The organism is Aurantimicrobium minutum, from assembly GCF_029893825.1.
GTDB lineage: Bacteria > Actinomycetota > Actinomycetes > Actinomycetales > Microbacteriaceae > Aurantimicrobium > Aurantimicrobium minutum_C.
This window is the reverse complement of sequence record NZ_JARXXV010000001.1, coordinates 635,856-650,744: the sequence shown is the minus strand read 5'-3', so window position 1 is coordinate 650,744 and position 14,889 is coordinate 635,856. Positions and strand designations below refer to the sequence as shown.

The window sequence follows — 14,889 nt, the reverse complement described above, 5'->3', positions numbered from 1 at the left end:
GACCTTAATGGAAGGTCCAGAAATCAAATTCGCCGAAGCCGTTATTGATAACGGTAAGTTCGGTAAGCGCGTAGTCCGTTTCGAAACCGGACGTCTCGCACAGCAGGCTCAGGGCGCAGTTGCGGCCTACCTGGATGAAGAAACCATGCTGCTCTCTGCTACTTCTGTGAGCAAGCAGCCTAAGGATAACTTCGACTTCTTCCCGCTGACCGTGGACGTTGAAGAGCGTTCCTACGCAGCAGGCAAGATCCCCGGTTCGTTCTTCCGTCGTGAAGGCCGTCCCTCGACTGAGGCCATTCTGGTCTGCCGTCTGATCGACCGTCCACTGCGCCCATCATTCGTTGATGGTCTGCGTAATGAGGTTCAGATTGTTGTAACCGTTCTGTCTATTGCTCCAGGTGAGTTCTATGACGCACTGGCTATCAACGCTTCTTCGGCATCAACCCAGATCTCCGGTCTGCCATTCTCAGGTCCTATCGGTGGTATCCGTATGGCCCTGATCGATGGTCAGTGGGTTGCGTTCCCCAACGTTGAGCAGCTCAAGGACGCCGTCTTCGACCTCGTCGTAGCAGGTCGCATCGTGGTTGACAAGGATGGCAAGGAAGACGTCGCCATCATGATGGTTGAGGCAGAAGCTACCGAAGTGAGCTGGGACCTCATCAAGGCTGGTGGCATCAAGCCAGACGAGGCAATCGTGTCTCAAGGACTTGAAGCATCGAAGCCTTTCCTCACTGCACTGATCAAGGCTCAGGAAGAGCTCGCACGTCAGTCCGCGAAGGAAGTACAGGACTACCCTGTATTCCCTCTCTACTCTGACGAGCTCTACGCAGCAGTGAGCGAACTCGCTCTTGCTGACCTGGAGAAGGTCTACCTCATCGCTGACAAGATCGAGCGTCAGAACGCTGACGACGAGGTCAAGGCACGCGTCAAGGAAGCCATTGTGGCCAAGGTTGAAGCTGGCGAACTCGATGAGACTGCTCTGAACCAGTTCGGTGCTGCTTACAAGTCAGTAACCAAGAAGGTTGTTCGCGGACGTATCCTCACCGAGGGTGTTCGTATGGACGGCCGTGGTTTGCGCGACATTCGTGCACTCGATGCTGAAGTTCAGGTCATCCCTCGCGTTCACGGTTCAGCAATCTTCCAGCGTGGAGAGACCCAGATCATGGGTGTCACCACCTTGAACATGCTGAAGATGGAACAGCAGATTGACTCGCTGTCTCCCATCACTTCAAAGCGCTACATGCACCACTACAACTTCCCGCCATATTCCACCGGTGAAACCGGTCGCGTGGGAACACCTAAGCGCCGCGAAATTGGTCACGGCTTCCTGGCAGAGCGTGCACTCGTTCCCGTGCTTCCAGCACGTGAAGAGTTCCCTTACGCAATCCGTCAGGTATCTGAGGCTCTTGGATCCAACGGTTCAACCTCGATGGGTTCTGTCTGTGCATCGACTCTGTCGCTGCTCAACGCTGGTGTTCCTCTGCGCGCTCCTGTTGCAGGTATTGCTATGGGTCTCGTCTCTGACGAGGTCAACGGTGAGACCCGCTACGCAGCGCTGACCGACATCCTCGGTGCAGAAGATGCTCTCGGCGACATGGACTTCAAAGTTGCTGGTACCTCCGAATTCATCACCGCGATTCAGCTCGACACCAAGCTCGATGGCATCCCTGCCTCCGTGCTCACCGGTGCACTGACTCAGGCGAAGGAAGCTCGTACCGCAATCCTCGCTGTGATCAATGCAGCGATCGATGGTCCAGACGAGATGGCACCTACTGCTCCTCGCGTGATCAGCGTTCAGATCCCTGTCGACAAGATCGGTGAACTCATCGGTCCTAAGGGCAAGACGATCAACACCATCCAGGACGAGACTGGTGCAACCATCTCGATCGAAGATGATGGAACCGTTTATATCGGTGCAACCGATGGTCCTTCGGCTGAGGCAGCTCGCGCACAGGTTAACGCCATTGCGAACCCCACCAACCCTGAGGTTGGCGAGCAGTTCCTCGGTACCGTCGTCAAGCTCGCAACCTTCGGTGCGTTTGTCTCCTTGCTTCCTGGCAAGGACGGCTTGCTGCACATCTCTGAGGTGCGCAAGCTCGCTGGTGGCAAGCGTGTGGAGAATGTCGAAGACGTTCTCTCCGTGGGTCAGAAGGTTCTCGTCAAGATCACCAAGATCGATGACCGTGGCAAGCTTTCGCTTGAGCCCGTTCTCGAAGGTGAAGAGGGCGAAGCAACCGCTGAAAGCGACGCTGAGTAAATTCACTCATCCGAATACCCGTCCCACTGTTGTGGGGCGGGTATTCGTCTTTCTGGGGGACACTTTAAAGCCCTGACGGGGGACAATTTCCGCCGAGAGGTAGACCAATGGTCTGTCGTAACATTGCCGTGACATTTCTGCTCTATCGTCAGAGTTGTGACAGGAGATTTCGGGGAATTAACCTCAGGGGAAAACATCCTCTCTGAGGTGGAAGCCCCTGCCCGTTTCATCGGCCAAACAGACATCGAGGTCTATCCCGTGGCACTTGGCGGCGCGGTGTTCGGGTGGACGCTTCCTAGTGGTCGTTCGACGGATCTTCTCGACCGTTTCGTCGAACTTGGTGGCAACCTGGTGGATACTTCTGACTCGTATTCCTCTGGAATGTCCGAGCAGATCATTGGCAAGTGGATGCGTGAACGCGGAAACCGCAACAGTGTTGTTGTGGCAACTAAAGTGGGTCGTCACCCCGAATACCCAGGGCTTTCTGCCCAGAACATCATTTCTGCAGTTGAAGCATCTCTCGAGCGGCTGCAGTCAGATCACATCGATCTGCTCTATTTTCACGCAGAAGATCCTCAAGTCTCTCTCGAGGAAAGCCTCTCGGCAGTTGAAACACTGATGCAAGCAGGCAAGGTTCGTGCTCTCGGTGCGTCGAACTTCTCTGCTGATCGACTCTTGGAAGCTCGTATTGCCGCCGGCAGCGGATTGCCACGATTCGAAGCTGTGGCTTTGGAATATTCCCTGCTGCGCCGAGACATTGTGGAAGGCAATATCGCCATGATGTCGATTGCCCAGCGAATGTCTGTCATGCCCTATTTCGTGCTGGCTAATGGCTACCTTGGTCGTCATCGCAATATCAAGACATTCAATCCTTCAGACACTCGTGCTCGTCGTGCAGCACAGCACGGCGGTCGTCACGGTGCTCATGTGCTCAAAACTCTCGACAACATCGCGATGAGTCAAGGAGTGGATATCTCCACTATCGCGCTCGCATGGGTGCTGGGCAGGCCTGCTGTGGGAGTTCCCACTGTTGGTGTGGAGTCCATCAGAGAACTCGAGGCACTGATGCACGCACCACAGGTTGTGTTGACCCGTCAGCAGATTGCCGAACTTGACCGGGCATCTGCTGAACAGGGCAGAAACTGGCTGCCTGGGCGTACTCGTTCGTAATCTCGCATCACGAAGTAGGTGGTGTGCTCTAGGCTTGAGCACCGTATGAATAACCCCATTGCTTTTCCCCTCGATCAACCAGAACTTGAGTTTGTCGCCTCTGGTGATGCCCTTGTTCGACGCAGCGTCCTCCCTTCGGGCGTGCGCATTCTGACCGAACGCGTACCCGGTGCACGCAGTGTCACCCTGGGTTACTGGGTTGCTGTTGGTTCACGGGATGAGTTCCCTGCCGAAGCTGCACATGATGGCCACAGTGCACATCCGGCAAGCTTGGGTTCCACACACTTCCTCGAGCACTTGTTATTCAAGGGAACGCCTACGCGCACAGCACTCGATATCGCTATCGCCTTCGATTCGGTTGGCGGTGAGCACAACGCTGCCACTGCCAAGGAATACACCTGTTACTACGCCAAGATTCGCGATAGTGATCTAGATATGGCCATCGAGGTGATGAGCGACATGCTCACCTCGAGTGTGATTGATCCAGACGAATTTGAAACCGAACGCGATGTCATCCTGGAAGAGCTAGCAATGGCCGAGGATGACCCGTCGGATGTTGCACAAGAGCGCTTCTTTGAAGGAGTACTGGGAGAGCACCCACTGGGGCGTCCAATTGGTGGAAACCCTGAAACTATTCGTGCGGCCACGCGCGAGGCTGTCGTGGCGCACTACCGCGCAAACTACCGCCCTAATGATTTAGTGATCACCGCTGCTGGTTCACTCGATCACGATCACCTTGTCGCTCACGTTCAGCGAACCTTGGAAGCTGCAGGGTGGGATTTGGCTGTGGAGGCCGCACCGGTTGCCCGTCGTGATCGCACGCCAGCTCTAATCACCCAGGGCACCGCCCTTCAGGTGATTGAGCGTCCCATTGAGCAAGCCAACATCATTCTGGGGGTTCCGGGAATTGTGGCAACGGATGAGCGTCGCGTGGTTCAGACCGTGATGAACGCCATCTTGGGTGGGGGAATGTCATCTCGCTTATTCCAAGAAATCCGTGAAAAGAGGGGACTTGCCTATTCGGTGTTCTCCTTTGCTTCGTCCTATTCAGATGCTGGCGCTTTTGGCCTCTTCGCAGGAACTTCTCCCAAGAAAGCCCCGGAAGTTGCTGAGCTGTTGCTTTCTGAATTCCACAAACTTGCCGATCACGGTGTCACCGCGGATGAGCTCAGCCGTGCACAGGGTCAACTCGCTGGTGGTTCTGCGCTGGCCCTTGAAGATACTGATACTCGGATGTCTCGTTTGGGTAAAGCGGAGATTTCCTCGGGTGAATTCATTGACTATGACGCTGCTTTGACCTTGTTGAACGCTGTGACTATCGAACGTATTCAGGAACTGGCGAAAGAACTTGCCGCAGGCAAACTCTCCCTCGTCTCCGTCGGTCAAGCTGATGAGGCCGCGTTATCGCGTATTCTTGCACGGGGGTAATTCATGGCACACAACATCATCTTGGTTCGTCACGGCGAACAACTCGACGCCGAGCACGGCGTTATTGATGGACCTCTCTCACCCAGGGGTATTGCTCAAGCTGAAGCTGTGGGCCGTCGACTGGCAGATGTGGAGTTCTCTCACGTCTGGCATTCTCCGCTCGAACGTGCCTGGGAAACCGTTCGTGTGATGAGTGAGCAGATGCAGGGAGTATCAACAGAACCCTCTGCTTTGCTGATGGATTGCATACCTTCAGGCAAGAGTGACGAAACGCCATCCGTGTTTGATCCCTTCTTTGGTTCGGTCACGGAAGTTGATATTGAAGCTGGCTCTGCCCAAATGGCAGATGCTGTTGCTGAATTCTTAGCCCCTGGTCGTCAGGGCGAAACTGATCTACTTGTTACCCACAACAACGTCATTGCCTGGTTCGTGCGAGAAGCTCTCGGAGCTCCTGCCTGGAAGTGGGTCACCCTCAACCAGGCACACTGCGGCATTACCGTGCTGCAGCAACGACCTGGACGCCCTTGGGCGCTTGTGTCACACAACGACCTCGGTCACCTGCCACGTGAACTGCGCACGGGTATTCCTGACGCCTACACAATCTAGACTTGTCTTGTGACTACATCCGTTGCCGTCGTTGGAGCCTCAGGAAAACTAGGTTCACTTGTTTGTCGTCTGATTACTGAATCAGAGGACTTCACTCTGGCTGCCCAGTTGGGTTCGCAGAGTGATTTGAGCGAAATGCTCGTGGCAGACATCGTTGTTGACGTCTCACTGCCGTCCATCAGTCGCAAGGTGTTGGAGTTTGCCGTGGAGAACGGCAAGTCCATCATGATTGGCACCTCGGGTTGGTCTGCCGAGCGCATCAACCAGGTTGAGCCCCTAATCGAAGCACACCCTGAAGTTGGTGTGATCTTTATCTCGAACTTCTCCTTAGGCTCCGCCCTCTCTGCACACTTAGCCACTCTTGCTGCTAAGCACTTTGACTCCATCGAGATCATCGAGGCCCACGGCATTCACAAGGTGGATTCACCTTCGGGAACTGCTGTCAGCACTGCTGAGCGCATCGGTAAGGTTCGTGACCAAGATGTTCAGGCTCCTCACGCTGATCAGCGTGCTCGTGGTCAGTTGGTGGCGGGCGTTCCCGTGCACTCATTGCGCATGGAAGGTGTCGTTGCCAAGCAGGACGTGATCTTTGGTGGCAATGGTGAGACCGTCACCATTACGCACACCACGCTCTCGGACCGCTCATATGAAGCGGGCATCATGGCTGCTATTCGTGCACTGCCTGGTCTCACGGGCAAAATCGTTGGTCTCGACCGCGTTATTAACCTCTGAGAGTTTTCGTGCGCGCATTCTTAGGAGCCGTGCTCATGGCAGCGCTGTTAGCGCTGTATTTGTGGGCAGCTGCATATCAAGGCGTGGTCATGATTGGCACGGGTGTTCCCGTGGCAATTGTGATGGGTGTTGCACTTATTGTGTTGCCAGTGGTGGGGGCATGGGGACTTTGGCGAGAAATTGCCTTCGGAATCAACTCCACCAAATTGGTCAATATCGTGCAATCTGAAGGTTCCTTACCGGGTGAAGACTTACCTCACAGACCCAGCGGTAAACCTATTCGAGCAGATGCCGATAGTGAGTTTCCGGTGTATGCCCAGGCAGTGGATGCAGAACCTGCCAGCTGGCGTGCATGGTGTCGTCTAGGTTTAGCCTATGACGCCTCAGGTGATCGCAAGCGTGCACGGGCTGCCATGCGCACCGCTATTGCACTCCACAAAGCAAACTCTGCCTAGCTAGTCCCATGGCAATAGAACTGCCGCCGGAATCGATGCCAGCAGGGCAAGTGGTGAAAGATACTCTTTTCCCTGCCGTGCACCCAGGTGGAGGCAGGCGCAGTGGGTACTTGTTGTGAGGGTGCCGATGACCTCGCCTCGTTGAACACTTTGACCCTCTTTCAACGTGGAGGTCACGGGCTCAAAGGTGGATAGGAAGACGCCGTGATCTATAGAGATGAGTTCTCGATCAACAACAGTGCCTACAAAATGAACCACACCATCTGCGGGGGCGAGGATTTCTTGACCTTCGTCAGCGAGTAGGTCTATGCCGCGATGTCCTGGTCCATAGAACACGCTGGGTGCTTCATAGCCGCGAGAAATGGTGTGAGCACCTGCAACCGGCCAGGACCAACTGCCTGCACGCAGTGCATGTGCGGAGGAGGCATTGAGAGAAACAATGCATGCCACGCTGAACAAACTCGTTGCGAGCAGTTTGGTGATGGTGTTGTTCTGAAATCCCCACATGGTTCAGAGCATGCGGTGAATTCAGCACTACGAGGAGCTCGTTGGCTTAGAAGTGGAAAACGAACTTCTTAGTGAACTGTGGAGGACTGCTTGGCATATTCGGCATAGAGTTCACGCTCTTTGTTCTTCTTGGGGAAGAAAAAGAACGTGATGAACATGCCGATCAGCATGACAAAAATGCCGGAGGCATAGGCCCAGTTCGCTCCGTCGAGGAAGGACTGTTTAGCAGCTTCCATAATTGCTTGACTGTAGTCGGGGTATTTGGAAGCAAGATCTTCAGCACTACCAAACGACTTCCGCAGAGTGTCACCAATACTTGTTGTGATTTCTGCCTGGGTTGCTGCAGGAGCTGCAGAAATTGAGCGAGAAATAGCTGCTGCGTAGCCTGCACCCAGAATTGCTCCGAGCAAAGACTGCATGATGGAGCCACCCAGGTCACGCTGGAGGTCACCAGTTCCCGAGGCCATGCCCACCTTGGTGACGGGCACAGAGTCGGTCAGGGCATGGCTGGCTGGTGTTCCGGCGAAGCCCACACCAGCACCAATGAGCACATAGCTCAGTGCCACCATGCCGAGGGGAGTGTGGATGTTCCAGCCAAACAGCATCACCATGAAGCCTGCCATGCAGACAATGAAGCCCAGCAGGAGAGTGATGCGAGACCCACGCTTTTCAATGAGTGTGCTGGAGAACGGAGCCACGATCACCATGGTGATCGCACAGGGCAAGATAGCTGCTCCTGCCTCTAAGGTGTTGTATCCCAAGACGTTCTGCAGGAACTGTTGACCAACAAACATCGCCCCCATCAAAGAGCCAAAGACAATGATGCCGGAAACTGCAGCCACCCAAAACGGTGGGCGAGCGGCATATTTCAGATCGAAAAGCGGTTCGCCGACTCGCTTTTGGCGCCAAAAGAACAAGAAGCCTGTGACGGCAGAACCACCCAGTAAAGCCACCGCAATATCTCTTTGGCCATCCAGAGCAATGTAGTTGATGCCCAGCACAAGTGTTCCCACAAAGAGTCCGGAGAGCACACCACCAAGGTGATCAACCTTGTCCTTGGTTTCGTTGACGTGCGCGGGAACAAGCTTCCAAACCAACACAATTGCCACCACGGCAAAGGGAACGGCAATGAGGAAAGAGTATCCCCAGGGCAAAATCATGAGCACAGCGCCGGCAAGCAAGGTGGAGGATGCCGACATTGCGGCACCAATGGCTGACCACAGTGCGATTGCTCGTGTGCGAGCAGGACCTGACCACAGCGCAGTAATCAGCGCCAAGGTGGTGGGGTAAGCCATACCTGCCGCAAAACCACCAATCAAACGAGAGGCTGCCAACATTTCAATATTGGGGGAGAGTGCCGACATAAACGCTGCAGGAACACCAATGATCAAGCCCATCATCAGCATCATTTTGCGGCCGTAACGGTCTCCCAGGGCACCTAAGTAGAGAACAGTAGAGGCAAGGCCAAGTGAGAAGCCGGCAGCAACAATGTTCAGCCCTGCCTGTGAAGCGCCCAGGTCGCGACCGATGTCGGGCAGGCCTACGTTGGCCACTGCAAGGTTCATGTTCGCTACACCCGCACCGAGAATCAGCGCAGTGAGCACCAAACCTGCGTTCTTGGGAGAGGTACTCGGAGGAAGTGCGACTGTCGCTGAAGATGCCATACCCCTATTGTGCCTGTTATGCTGGTCAGGCACTTCATTTATGGAGTGACTTCGCGTGCCCAACACGTATGACAAAACCCAACGGTCGAGTATGAGTAATCATTCTCGCGGGAATTGCATCGGGCACTAGGGCGAGAACCAACCGGTCCTCGCGACAAAACCGCAAGCGGTGTGTGTTGTGCTGTGCACAAAACATGCCAAGAAAAGGAGATGGCCATGGCCGTCGTAACAATCCGCCAGCTGCTCGACAGCGGCGTTCACTTTGGTCACCAGACCCGTCGTTGGAACCCTAAAGTAAAGCGTTTCGTTCTTGCTGAGCGTTCCGGTATCCACATCATCGACCTCCAGCAGTCGCTGGCTCACATCGACAATGCATACGACTTCGTCAAGGAGACTGTTGCTCACGGTGGAACCATCCTCTTCGTTGGAACCAAGAAGCAGGCTCAGGAAGCAATCCTCGAGCAGGCAACTCGCGTAGGTCAGCCTTACGTCAACCAGCGTTGGCTCGGTGGCCTCCTCACCAACTTCAACACCGTTGGTAAGCGCCTCGCACGTATGAAGGAGCTCGAAGAGCTCGACTTCGAAGACACCACTAAGAGTGGCTTCACCAAGAAGGAACTTCTGATCAAGAAGCGTGAACTCGACAAGCTCCACAAGAGCCTCGGTGGTATCCGCAACCTTACCAAGACCCCATCCGCTATCTGGGTAGTTGACACCAAGAAGGAGCACCTGGCAATCCAGGAGGCTAAGAAGCTTGGTATCCCCGTTATCGGTATCCTCGACACCAACTGTGACCCAGACGAGATGACCTACCCCATCCCTGGTAACGATGACGCAATCCGCTCTGTTGGACTGCTCACTCGCGTTATCGCAGATGCTGTTGCTGAGGGTCTGATTCAGCGTCACCAGAAGCCTGCTGAGGGCGACGCTGCTGAGCCACTGGCTGAGTGGGAGCGCGAACTCCTCGAGGCTGGCGCACCTGCTGCTGAGGTAGCTGTTGAAGCTGCTGTCGTTGAGGCAGTTGCAGAAGCTGTTGCTGAAGAGGTAGTAGCTGAGGCTGCTGCTGAGAAGCCTGCTGCTAAGAAGGCTCCAGCTAAGAAGCCTGCTGCCAAGAAGCCCGCAGCAGAGTAATTTTCCACTTTCTATCCCTCTAAAGGAGATACAACCATGGCATCATTCAGCATGGAAGACCTCAAGACTCTGCGCGAGCGCCTCGGCACCGGCATGGTCGACACCAAGAACGCTCTCACCGAAGCTAACGGTGACTTGGAGAAGGCAACTGAAATCCTCCGCCTCAAGGGAGCAAAGGGTAACGCGAAGCGTGCCGACCGCTCCACCAGCGAAGGCCTCGTTGCTGCCAAGGAGGAGAACGGCACCGCAACCATGATCGAGCTCGCTTGCGAGACCGACTTCGTGGCTAAGGGTGACAAGTTCGTTGCACTCGCAGCGAAGGTTCTCGATGCAGTATCCGCTGCTGGTGCAACCTCTGTTGAGGCAGCACTTGCCGCTCCTGCAGGTTCACAGTCTGTTGCTGAGCTCATCGCAGATGAGGCAGCAATCCTGGGCGAAAAGATCGAACTTCGTCGTCTGGCTTCATTCAGCGGTGACAAGTTCTCCATCTACCTGCACCAGACCAGCCAGGACCTTCCTCCACAGGTTGGTGTTGTTGTTGCTTACACCGGTGATGACGCTGAGACTGCTCGTGCAATTGCACAGCACATCTCCTTCGCTGACCCTGTGTACCTCAGCCGCGAAGATGTTCCTGCAGAGGACATCGAGAAGGAGCGCGCAATCGTTACCGAAATCAGCCGTAACGAGGGCAAGCCCGAAGCACAGCTGGAGAAGATCGTTGACGGTCGTATCACTGCCTACATTAAGCAGATTGCTCTGCTGGAGCAGGAATACTCTCGCGACAACAAGTTCAAGGTTCAGCAGGTTCTCGAGAACGCTGGCATCACCGTGACGGGCTTCGCTCGTTTCAAGGTTGGCGCATAGTCGTTTCGGTTATCTCGTAAAGAAGCCCGGTCCACTATGGATCGGGCTTCTTTCATGTGTGGTGGGTATCAGCTCATGCCATGCACCCAGTAAATTAGTTCTAGCGCCACTGCTTTTAGATAAGGAAACTCATGCCGACAAACACCCGCCGTCGCGTTCTACTCAAGCTTTCGGGTGAGGCATTCGGTGGTGGTGGACTCGGTGTCAACCCCGACGTGGTCAGCGCGATTGCTCGCGAGATTGCGGCGGCATCGAAGGATGTCGACATTGCCGTCGTCGTCGGTGGTGGAAACTTCTTCCGCGGTGCTGAGCTGTCTCAGCGCGGTATGGATCGTGCACGTGCCGACTACATGGGTATGCTCGGCACCGTCATGAACGCTCTTGCTCTGCAGGACTTCCTCGAGCAGGCAGGTGCTGCCACCCGCGTGCAGTCAGCCATTGCCATGAGCCAGGTTGCTGAGCCTTACCTGCCACTTCGTGCAATCCGTCACCTGGAGAAGGGCCGCGTGGTCGTCTTCGGTGCTGGTGCAGGTCTACCCTTCTTCTCTACCGACACCGTCTCCGCTCAGCGCGCACTTGAAATTCACGCCGATGAGGTGCTCGTTGCCAAGAACGGTGTTGACGGCGTCTACACCGCAGACCCCAAGACGGACCCCAGTGCAGAAAAGCTGGAGTCGGTCACCTTCCGCGATGCCCTCAAGCGTGGCCTCAAGGTGGTTGACTCGACCGCATTCAGCCTGTGCATGGATAACAAGATGCCTATGCGCGTGTTCGGTATGGAGCCTTCCGGCAACATCACTAAGGCCATCTTGGGCGAAAAGATCGGCACACTGGTCACCAACTAGACTGAAGACCATCGCACCAAATTTCAAGGAGTTACCGTGATTGCGGAAGTACTATCAGATGCCTCAGAGCGTATGGCCAAGGCTGTTGAAGTAGCCAAAGAAGATTTCTCTAACGTGCGCACGGGTCGCGCCAACCCCGCAATGTTCCAGAAGGTCATGGTGACTTACTACGGAACCCCCACACCGCTGGCTCAGCTTGCCTCGATGCAGAACCCTGAGGCTCGCACCTTGCTGATCACCCCGTTCGACAAGAGCGCACTGCGCGACATTGAGCAGGCAATCCGCGACGTGCCCAACCTGGACGCTAACCCCACCAACGACGGCAACGTGATTCGCGTCACCATGCCCGAGCTCACTGAAGAGCGTCGTAAGGAATACGTCAAGATCGTTAAGGCAAAAGCTGAAGACGCCAAGGTTTCCCTGCGTAACATTCGCCGTAGTGCCAAGGACGGCATTGATGCCTTCAAGGGTGAGCTCGGCGATGACGAACGTGCACGTGGAGAAAAAGAACTCGAAGCGATCACGAAGAAGTTTGTAGACGCTATCGATGACGCCCTCAAGCACAAGGAAGCTGAACTTCTCAAGGTTTAGCCCCCATCTCTGGGCCCAGGCATGAACGAGAATCCCCATCGAGATGAGCACAGCAGGAGAAATCCTGCTGGTGAACTGCATGCGCAGTTTCGTGCCACTCGTGCAGACTTCGAGCGTCAGCTCGAAGCCCGGCGAATGCAGTTCGAAAAGACTAATGAACGCATTAAGCAAAAGTCTGGGCGTAACCTTCTCGGCGCCATCGGTATCGGCATTGTCCTCGGGGGACTATTACTGCTGAGCTTGTTGGTCAATAAAGACCTATTCATGCTCTTTGCGGCAGTACTGCTGGGTATTTCCTCGGTTGAGTTAGCTACTGCACTCCAGGCCATGGGGCGCAGGGTTCCACGCATTCCCACAGGTGTGGTGGCTGTGGCAGCAGTTCCGATTGCCTATTACTTTGGCGCACTGGCAGCACTGGCTTTCGCCGCTCTTGGCACAATCGTTGTGGTGCTGTGGCGTTGGTTTGATATCAAGCGCGGCTATCACGCCACTGCTGACGTCAGCTTGGTCAAGGACGCACAGGCAGCTGCCTTCGTGCAGGCTTATGTCACGGGTTTGGGTAGCTTTGCTGTTGCGCTCGTTGCCGAGCCCAACGGTCAGTGGTGGACCTTGGCCTTCTTGATCATGGTGGTTTCTGTCGACACCGGTGCCTATGTCAGCGGTTTGAACTTCGGCAAGCACCCGATGGCGCCCAAGATCAGTCCTAAGAAGACGTGGGAAGGTTTTGCTGGCGCGGGACTGGCAGCCATTATTGCTGGAATCTTATTGAGCATGTTCATGATTGGTCAACCCTGGTGGTTCGGGTTGATCATGGGGCCCATCATCTTGGTCACGGCCACCTTGGGTGATCTCGGAGAGTCCCACATCAAGCGCACCATCGGAGTCAAGGACATGAGCTCCTGGCTTGCTGGTCACGGTGGATTCTTGGATCGTCTGGACTCGATTCTTCCCTCTGCTTTAGTGACATACCTGATCTATATCCTCGTCGTGCACTAAGTCTTGAACATCTTCTGAAACAATAAGTTCTGTGAGTATGTCTTTTCCCCGCGTGAAGCGCGGCACCCGTGGTTACAACACCGCTGAGGTTGATGCCTTCATTGCTGAAGCCCGCGTTGCCTATGACAGTAATATCGCTGGAGCCACCTCCCTCACTTCTCGCGCTATTCGCGACACCTCCTTCTCCCTGCACAAGGGTGGCTACTCAACCCGTCACGTCGATGGCGCGCTGGAGCGCCTAGAGACCGCGTTTGCTGAGCGTGAGCGTGCCGTTGCGTTGGCAACTATTGGTGAGGCGGCACTACTGGAACAAGCAAGTCAGAGTGCAGCTGTGCTCACCGCTCGTTTCTCACGTGAGCCCAAGCATCGTTTCTCTCGAGTGGGTTTCCTCACTCAGGGATATGCCGTCAAAGATGTTGATGCATTTGCTGAGCGCGTGAATGCCTATTTGCTTTCAGGAGAGCCACTCAGCGTTGCTGATGTGCGCTCGGTGACCTTCCGTGCGGCCCGTGGCGGGTATGACGAAGCTCAAGTGGATGCGGTGCTGGACGCACTGATCGACTTACTTCTGTCCCTCGGAAACAACTAAAACCCCTGTTCAGAGCCACTCTGGTGGCTGATTCACAGGCTTCTGGGCTAAAATCAGAGAACTGTGGGTAGACATTCAGATGTAACCAGCACGCCAGCACAGACTGTCGTTGCCTCGTTACGAGAAACCGCGAACAAGGGCAAGGTGCGTCTCGCAGCCAGCTCTGTTGTTCGTCCTCGTCTTGTCGTACCCAGTTTGTTCCCTTCGCAGCGCTCATTTAGCCTGTTTTCTTCTGCCTTCCTCATCACGGTGGGTGTCTTGCTCGTCAACGTCGTTGACCCCTATTCAGGTGCTGTTGCTTCTCCGTATTACATCCCCGCAACTATCGTTGCCCCCGATGGTCAAGAAGTAACCCTTTCTGGCACTTACACCACAGCTGCCGGACGTGATGGTGTGACTGTTTCTGCGCGTTCGGCTGCGAAGGCTTCTGCCTCTGCCCCCGCTGCAGGTGTTCCCGATCCCGACACTGCTCAGGCACTCGGTCTTGCCGCTGTGAAGGCACGTGGCTGGGGTATGGATCAATACGACTGTCTGGTGGCGCTGTGGAACCGCGAGTCTCACTGGAACGTCTATGCCCACAACACCGGCAGTGGTGCTTACGGTATTCCGCAGGCTTTGCCTGGTGAAAAGATGGCAACCGTGGCTGATGACTGGCAGACCAACCCCGCTACACAGATTGAGTGGGGTCTTCGATACATCGAGGGTCGTTACGGTTCACCCTGTGGTGCGTGGGCGCACTCTGAAGCTGTTCACTGGTACTAATGGCACGCAACAATCGTTCGCGCAAACGTGACGCTGACTACGAGCCGCTGGATGTGGAGAGACTGACCACAGGCTGGCGACGCACGGAAGTCCGCAAGGGACGCGAATGGACCGTTCAGCCTATTTCTGCCCTCAATGCGGCTAAGTCCTACACCTGTCCGGGATGCTCGCTCGAGATCGCTCCAGGTGTCTCACACCTGGTGGCATGGCGTAATGATGGCATTCTGGGCGATCTTGCTGATGTTGAGGCACGTCGTCACTGGCACGAAGCCTGTTGGAGGATGAGCTAAAC

The 14,889-nt window shown here is 55.3% G+C and carries 16 protein-coding genes; 14 read left to right on the top strand and 2 right to left on the bottom strand.

Annotation, left to right across the window (positions count from 1 at the left end; genetic code table 11):
- Positions 1 to 7 precede the first annotated feature (7 nt).
- From M2120_RS03095 to M2120_RS03070, 6 genes are all read left to right on the top strand, one after another.
- Positions 8 to 2,257: a polyribonucleotide nucleotidyltransferase gene (locus M2120_RS03095; protein ID WP_280797256.1), complete on the top strand. Its 2,250-nt coding sequence runs from the start codon at positions 8 to 10 to the stop codon at positions 2,255 to 2,257.
- Between the two features lie 156 nt (positions 2,258 to 2,413).
- The gene (locus tag M2120_RS03090) at positions 2,414 to 3,427 is read left to right on the top strand and encodes an aldo/keto reductase (protein WP_280797255.1); all 1,014 of its coding nucleotides are present in this window, start codon (positions 2,414 to 2,416) and stop codon (positions 3,425 to 3,427) included.
- A 45-nt stretch (positions 3,428 to 3,472) separates the two neighbouring features.
- Positions 3,473 to 4,855 (top strand): M16 family metallopeptidase, encoded by a 1,383-nt coding sequence (locus M2120_RS03085; protein ID WP_280797254.1) that lies wholly within the window; start codon positions 3,473 to 3,475, stop codon positions 4,853 to 4,855.
- Between the two features lie 3 nt (positions 4,856 to 4,858).
- Positions 4,859 to 5,461, top strand: a complete 603-nt coding sequence (locus tag M2120_RS03080; protein WP_280797253.1) for a histidine phosphatase family protein — start codon at positions 4,859 to 4,861, stop codon at positions 5,459 to 5,461.
- A 9-nt stretch (positions 5,462 to 5,470) separates the two neighbouring features.
- Positions 5,471 to 6,193, top strand: a complete 723-nt coding sequence (gene dapB / locus M2120_RS03075; RefSeq protein ID WP_280797252.1) for a 4-hydroxy-tetrahydrodipicolinate reductase — start codon at positions 5,471 to 5,473, stop codon at positions 6,191 to 6,193.
- 35 nt (positions 6,194 to 6,228) lie between these two features.
- Positions 6,229 to 6,648, top strand: a complete 420-nt coding sequence (locus M2120_RS03070) for a tetratricopeptide repeat protein (RefSeq protein ID WP_280797251.1) — start codon at positions 6,229 to 6,231, stop codon at positions 6,646 to 6,648.
- Here M2120_RS03070 and M2120_RS03065 read toward each other — a convergent pair whose 3' ends face one another.
- Positions 6,649 to 7,155, bottom strand: a complete 507-nt coding sequence (locus M2120_RS03065) for a M23 family metallopeptidase (RefSeq protein WP_280797250.1) — start codon at positions 7,153 to 7,155, stop codon at positions 6,649 to 6,651.
- Between the two features lie 68 nt (positions 7,156 to 7,223).
- Positions 7,224 to 8,819, bottom strand: a complete 1,596-nt coding sequence (locus M2120_RS03060; RefSeq protein WP_280797249.1) for an MFS transporter — start codon at positions 8,817 to 8,819, stop codon at positions 7,224 to 7,226.
- Positions 8,820 to 9,035: 216 nt separating this feature from the next.
- Here M2120_RS03060 and rpsB point away from each other — a divergent pair, with 216 nt between their 5' ends.
- From rpsB to M2120_RS03020, 8 genes are all read left to right on the top strand, one after another.
- On the top strand, positions 9,036 to 9,950 hold the full coding sequence (rpsB, locus tag M2120_RS03055) for a 30S ribosomal protein S2 (RefSeq protein WP_280797248.1): 915 nt from the start codon (positions 9,036 to 9,038) through the stop codon (positions 9,948 to 9,950).
- Between the two features lie 36 nt (positions 9,951 to 9,986).
- Positions 9,987 to 10,814: a translation elongation factor Ts gene (gene tsf, locus M2120_RS03050; RefSeq protein ID WP_280797247.1), complete on the top strand. Its 828-nt coding sequence runs from the start codon at positions 9,987 to 9,989 to the stop codon at positions 10,812 to 10,814.
- Positions 10,815 to 10,945: 131 nt separating this feature from the next.
- Positions 10,946 to 11,659 carry a UMP kinase gene (gene pyrH, locus M2120_RS03045; RefSeq protein WP_280797246.1) on the top strand — a complete coding sequence of 238 codons (714 nt, stop codon included), beginning with the start codon at positions 10,946 to 10,948 and terminating at the stop codon, positions 11,657 to 11,659.
- A gap of 36 nt (positions 11,660 to 11,695) precedes the next feature.
- Positions 11,696 to 12,250, top strand: coding sequence for a ribosome recycling factor (frr, locus tag M2120_RS03040; RefSeq protein ID WP_280797245.1), 555 nt, complete (start codon positions 11,696 to 11,698; stop codon positions 12,248 to 12,250).
- A gap of 21 nt (positions 12,251 to 12,271) precedes the next feature.
- Positions 12,272 to 13,246: a phosphatidate cytidylyltransferase gene (locus M2120_RS03035; RefSeq protein WP_280797244.1), complete on the top strand. Its 975-nt coding sequence runs from the start codon at positions 12,272 to 12,274 to the stop codon at positions 13,244 to 13,246.
- 37 nt (positions 13,247 to 13,283) lie between these two features.
- Positions 13,284 to 13,835 (top strand): DivIVA domain-containing protein, encoded by a 552-nt coding sequence (locus M2120_RS03030; RefSeq protein ID WP_280797243.1) that lies wholly within the window; start codon positions 13,284 to 13,286, stop codon positions 13,833 to 13,835.
- A 63-nt stretch (positions 13,836 to 13,898) separates the two neighbouring features.
- Positions 13,899 to 14,597, top strand: a complete 699-nt coding sequence (locus tag M2120_RS03025; RefSeq protein WP_280797242.1) for a lytic transglycosylase domain-containing protein — start codon at positions 13,899 to 13,901, stop codon at positions 14,595 to 14,597.
- The gene (locus M2120_RS03020; RefSeq protein ID WP_280797241.1) at positions 14,597 to 14,887 is read left to right on the top strand and encodes a hypothetical protein; all 291 of its coding nucleotides are present in this window, start codon (positions 14,597 to 14,599) and stop codon (positions 14,885 to 14,887) included. The genes M2120_RS03025 and M2120_RS03020 overlap by 1 nt, the downstream gene beginning before the upstream one ends.
- The last annotated feature ends 2 nt before the right edge of the window (positions 14,888 to 14,889 follow it).

What these genes read in the sequence shown, in the direction of transcription:
- M2120_RS03095 (WP_280797256.1), top strand. Translation starts at nt 8, where the DNA reads ATGGAAGGTCCAGAAATCAAATTCGCCGAAGCCGTTATTGATAACGGT.
- M2120_RS03085 (WP_280797254.1), top strand. Translation starts at nt 3,473, where the DNA reads ATGAATAACCCCATTGCTTTTCCCCTCGATCAACCAGAACTTGAGTTT.
- M2120_RS03080 (WP_280797253.1), top strand. Translation starts at nt 4,859, where the DNA reads ATGGCACACAACATCATCTTGGTTCGTCACGGCGAACAACTCGACGCC.
- M2120_RS03070 (WP_280797251.1), top strand. Translation starts at nt 6,229, where the DNA reads ATGGCAGCGCTGTTAGCGCTGTATTTGTGGGCAGCTGCATATCAAGGC.
- M2120_RS03065 (WP_280797250.1), bottom strand. Translation starts at nt 7,155, where the DNA reads ATGTGGGGATTTCAGAACAACACCATCACCAAACTGCTCGCAACGAGT.
- M2120_RS03060 (WP_280797249.1), bottom strand. Translation starts at nt 8,819, where the DNA reads ATGGCATCTTCAGCGACAGTCGCACTTCCTCCGAGTACCTCTCCCAAG.
- rpsB (WP_280797248.1), top strand. Translation starts at nt 9,036, where the DNA reads ATGGCCGTCGTAACAATCCGCCAGCTGCTCGACAGCGGCGTTCACTTT.
- tsf (WP_280797247.1), top strand. Translation starts at nt 9,987, where the DNA reads ATGGCATCATTCAGCATGGAAGACCTCAAGACTCTGCGCGAGCGCCTC.
- pyrH (WP_280797246.1), top strand. Translation starts at nt 10,946, where the DNA reads ATGCCGACAAACACCCGCCGTCGCGTTCTACTCAAGCTTTCGGGTGAG.
- M2120_RS03035 (WP_280797244.1), top strand. Translation starts at nt 12,272, where the DNA reads ATGAACGAGAATCCCCATCGAGATGAGCACAGCAGGAGAAATCCTGCT.
- M2120_RS03030 (WP_280797243.1), top strand. Translation starts at nt 13,284, where the DNA reads ATGTCTTTTCCCCGCGTGAAGCGCGGCACCCGTGGTTACAACACCGCT.
- M2120_RS03020 (WP_280797241.1), top strand. Translation starts at nt 14,597, where the DNA reads ATGGCACGCAACAATCGTTCGCGCAAACGTGACGCTGACTACGAGCCG.